Consider the following 4407-nt stretch of genomic DNA (forward strand, 5'->3'; position numbering starts at 1 on the left):
CGTGAGCGGGTGCGCGCCGGCCGGTGCCTTGTATGCGATGTCAATTCCGGACATCGCTCGCCCCAGCCGCAGGGCCACCGGCGGGAGGCGCAGAACGGTGCGGGCGGCGAGGTCCCGGGCGCCGCACAGAGCCCGTGGGGTGGTCAGCACTCCGCGCAGGAGCGCACCACTCATGCGCAGCACTCTGCGCCCCACGGGGCGCCTTTCCGTCTCGTAGGTGTCCAGCAGGGCATCCGGGGCACGGTCGCGCAGGACGGCGGCGAGTTTCCAGCCCAAGTTGGCCGAGTCCTGGATGCTGGTGTTCATGCCCATTCCGCCGGCGGGGGAATGCACGTGCGCGGCGTCGCCAACGAGGAACACCCTTCCGACGCGGTAGCGCGGTGACTGCCGCTCGTCGCTGTGAAATCGTGAGATCCAGCGCGGGTCATGCATGCCGAAATCATGGCCGAGCGACCGTCGAGCGATGTCCCGGATCTCTTCGAGGTCGACGGGTGCTGTGTCGGGCATCTCATGGTGGCGGTTCCACGCCATGATGCGGAACCAGCCGTCGCCGTACGGAACGAGGATCGCGAAGGCGTCGCCTACTGCCCCCACGGTAGGGGGCTTTCGCGGGGGTTCGGCCAGCCGTACGTCGGCCAGCATCATCGACCGCACTGCGGAGCGGCCGGGGAACGGCAGGCCGAGAGAACGGCGCACCATGCTGTTTCTTCCGTCGGCGCCCACGAGGTAGGCGGCACGCAGAGTCTGAAGAGAGCCGTCTGCCGCCCGGACCTGAGAGTCAACGCCAGTGACGCCCTGGCTGAGCCCGAGAAACTCCCACCCGTCCCGGATGTCGACACCATGGGAAAGGGCCCGCTCCCGCAGTACTCGCTCTGTGTTGTATTGCGGCGTGACCAGCACGTGCGGGTAGCGGGTGGGCAGGCGCGACAAATCGATCCCCAGGAATTGGAGCACCGTGCTGCGGATGCCGGTGGCGATCAGCTGGTCTGCAATACCACGGGCGTCCAGCTGCTCCAGCGTCCGCGCATGGACAGCGAACGCCCGCGTAAGCTGAGAATCCTGCACACGTCGCTCGACGAGCGTACAGTCGACACCCGCCTCTGCCAGATCACCCGCCAGCAGGAGCCCCGATGGGCCCGCGCCAACAATCAATACCTGGTTGCTTGAGCTCATGTGATCCGCTCCAGGTCGCTCGTTCTGGCGCCTCGAGCCGGTTCCAGGTTGCTGGTGGCAATCCTTGCCTCAGCCGCCGTGCCGAAGACGCCCAGCCCCGAGAGACTCGTCTCCACCGGCTCCAATGCGACCAACTCAGCCGCACTCTCACGGTACCGCCGGCCAGCGGCATGCGCGCAGCGTGGGTTTGTACAGCCAGGCGGCCCTGTCGCGTGATCCATGGTGGCGCGGCGCAGGGGGAGCGGCTCGGCGGTGCGTCTGCCTCGCGATCCGCTCGGTTGGCGCGTTGACGCCCTCGGTGCAGCGGTTGTGGAAAGGGCCTTGGCCTGCTCACATGCGTACGCCGCCTGACGTGCTTCCACAGCACTCGGGCGCAGTGGATCGGCGACCGTCGAGGACGCCTGTTCGAAAGCGCGGCAGGTTTCCCGGCTGCGATCACCTCAGTGCATTTCAGCGATTACTTCGTCGGTCGACAGCAATGCATGGGCGAAGAAACGATAGTTGATGATTGCCGCCTGATAGCCGTCGCCCCAGACCGGGTGCCGGGGCCCGGCTGTTGCATCCCTGACCACGGCGACCTCGAATCCCTCCTCGATGAGGTGGCGCATATGGGACTCGACGCACATGTTCGCCAGCATGCCACCGAGTATGATGCGCTGGATTCCCCGCTTGCGCAGCTGGAGCACCAAGTCGTTGGTTTCCGGCCCGAACACCTTGTGTGGGCTGGCAACCACCGTTCTGCCGTCTTCGATATAGGGCTTGAAGCTCTCCAGCCAGTCTGCCCCGGAGTTTCTGAACCCCGTCAGGTCGAGCTGTCCGGCCCGGGCGAAGGTGTGGGTCTCGAGTTCGCTCGTCTCGAGCGGCCCGTTCATCCGCCACCCGCTGTCGATCGGGTAGAAGTAATGGGGCGAGATGAAGACCTCGTATCCGCCCGCCTTGGCCGCCTCGAATATTCTCTCCATGTTCTCGACAGTCCTGTTTTCCGTCACGCTCGCCCCCACCATGCCCCAGTTCGCTCCGTCCTCGCTCAGCACGTCGTTCTGCGGGTCAATGAACACAACCGCCGTGTCGGCCTTTCTGATCTCCACCTGACACTCCTCGCGCGATAACAAACCTCTGGTGTGACAGTCGTTCGCCCCGGCGGATGTGCCCGTTCACGCCTGGAGAGGCGCTGTCCCCGTCCGCTCGGCCCTCCGTTCCGCTCTGCTTCAGTGGGGGATTTCTGCGCCGGGGAATCGCTGTACCCCGGCCGCCGCCACCGGCATCCCCGAGGTGTGAACGGCTGCGGGAGTGACGAGCCAACTGCAACGGATCGCGACCTGTCCTGCCATTGCAGTGAAGAAGGCCTTGCACCAAATCTGTCCCATTAATTCTCGATGAAGTCGAGAATCACAGGGTCGAGCTCATCGGGATACACCGACAGCATGCCGTGCGGGTAGCCCTCATAGGTCTTCAGAGTGGCGTTCTTGAGGATGTTCGCCGACTTCGGCCCGGCATCCGCGTAGGGAACGACCTGGTCATCGGTTCCATGCATGACGAGGACCGGAACGTCGATGACTTTCAGGTCCTCGGTGAAGTCGGTCTCCGAGAATGCCTTGATGCACTCGTAGTGGGCGTTCGCGGCACCCAGCATGCCCTGATGCCACCAGCGGTCGATGAGCGCTTGCGATGCTTGCGCACCGGGCCTGTTGTAGCCGTAGAACGGGCCTGAAGGCACGTCGATGTAGAACTGCGAGCGGTTGGCGGCGAGAGCAGCACGCAGTTCGTCGAACACCTTGATGGGGGTGCCCTCAGGGTTGCTGTCCTTCTGGACCATGACGGGCGGCACCGCCGAAACGATGACAGCCTTCGAGACACGGCCCGGCTTGGCCCGCGCCACATACCGCACAACCTCGCCCCCACCGGTCGAGTGCCCGATGTGTACAGCTCGGTGGAGGTCCAGTTCGTCGGTCAGAGCAGCCACGTCCGCCGCGTACGTGTCCATTTCATGGCCGAAGGTCGGCTGCTCGGAACGGCCATGACCGCGACGGTCGTGAGCGATGACCCGATACCCCTTGGACAGGAAGTACAGCAGTTGGCTGTCCCAGTCGATGTGGCTCAAGGGCCAGCCGTGATGGAAGACGAGCGGCTGGGCGTCCCGGGGGCCCCAATCCACGTAGAAGATGTCCGTACCGTCCGAAGTCGTTACCGTGCCCATGGCTGTCCTCTTGATGTCGCGACGAAGCCTGACGGGGACGACGCCCCCTACCGGCAGGGACGGGCCTCTCATGTGCCGAACGCCGTGGGCCTCCCCGGCGCCACTTTCATCACAGTATGTCCTCACTCGAATGGGCGCATGTCGAGTCATCGAGCTGGACGAGTCAGCGTGCCCTCACCCTGGGCAACACCATCGGCACGCTCGTGAAGTGGGTGGTTCCTGAAAGGCAACAGGGCGCGCTGACCTCGACATTGCCGCGCCCGGCCAGGTATCCGGCCTGCATCGTGACGCCCTCTGGAGGGGAAGGGGACCGGTGTAGAAGGGCGACGGTGGCTTCGCAGACAGTGATCACGCCGGTCAGGGGCCGGCGCTTGGAGGCGGACCATGCGGCGGCGCCCGGGGGTGATCTGCCGAGCCCGTCCTCACTGGTCAGAGGACCTTCTTCTCGATCAGCAGTGGGACAACCCACCTCGCGAAGGGGCAGGGCTGGGACCGGCGGCGACGGCGCCGGACGTGCGCACGACTCCAAGGACCAGGTTCAATCCGGCGTACCTCCATGCGCATTCGCTCCACCTTGGACAGTCAGTCCGAGGTGACGGCAGCCATAGCGTGGGGCCAGGTCACCCATGGCCAACTCCCCCCGACGCTAAGGGCCGAGACTCGACATGACTTCCACCCACGCCTTCTGGCTCGCCGGCCGCCAGGCCACCGGCGAAACCACCTTCGACGTCACCTCCCCCTGGGACGGGCGGCTGATCGGGAAGGTCAGCGTGCCGACCGCGGCCCAGACGGAGGAGGCGGTCGCCGCCGCATACGCCGTACGGGACGAGTTCGCGGCCACGCCCGCCCACGTACGTGCCGCCGCCCTCGACCACGTGAGCAAGCGCCTCGCGGAGCGCACCGAGGAGATCGCGCAGCTCATCTCCGCCGAGAACGGCAAGCCGATCAAGTGGGCCCGTGGCGAGGTCGGCCGCTCGGTGTCCGTGTTCCGGTTCGCCGCGGAGGAGGCCCGCCGTTTCAACAGCGGCGAGGCCCAG

Annotated in this window: 4 protein-coding genes; 1 reads left to right on the forward strand and 3 read right to left on the reverse strand. The window is 65.9% G+C overall.

Features of this window, described 5'->3' with window-relative positions; translation table 11 throughout:
• The 3 genes from AOK09_RS28995 to AOK09_RS29005 form a co-directional block, all read right to left on the reverse strand.
• Positions 1 to 1173: FAD-dependent monooxygenase (locus tag AOK09_RS28995; protein WP_079063519.1), on the reverse strand; the 1173-nt coding region annotated here is incomplete at its 3' end.
• Positions 1174 to 1613: 440 nt separating this feature from the next.
• Positions 1614 to 2261: a cysteine hydrolase gene (locus tag AOK09_RS29000; protein ID WP_055590212.1), complete on the reverse strand. Its 648-nt coding sequence runs from the start codon at positions 2259 to 2261 to the stop codon at positions 1614 to 1616.
• 278 nt (positions 2262 to 2539) lie between these two features.
• Positions 2540 to 3370, reverse strand: a complete 831-nt coding sequence (locus AOK09_RS29005; RefSeq protein ID WP_055590213.1) for an alpha/beta fold hydrolase — start codon at positions 3368 to 3370, stop codon at positions 2540 to 2542.
• A 665-nt stretch (positions 3371 to 4035) separates the two neighbouring features.
• Here AOK09_RS29005 and AOK09_RS42640 point away from each other — a divergent pair.
• The coding region (locus AOK09_RS42640; RefSeq protein ID WP_245687524.1) for an aldehyde dehydrogenase family protein at positions 4036 to 4407 on the forward strand (372 nt) is incomplete at its 3' end.

It is taken from the genome of Peterkaempfera griseoplana, assembly GCF_001418575.1.
Classification (GTDB): Bacteria; Actinomycetota; Actinomycetes; order Streptomycetales; family Streptomycetaceae; genus Peterkaempfera; species Peterkaempfera griseoplana.

Excerpts from the sequence above, each read along its gene's own strand:
- AOK09_RS29005 (WP_055590213.1), bottom strand. The coding sequence starts at position 3,370 with ATGGGCACGGTAACGACTTCGGACGGTACGGACATCTTCTACGTGGAT.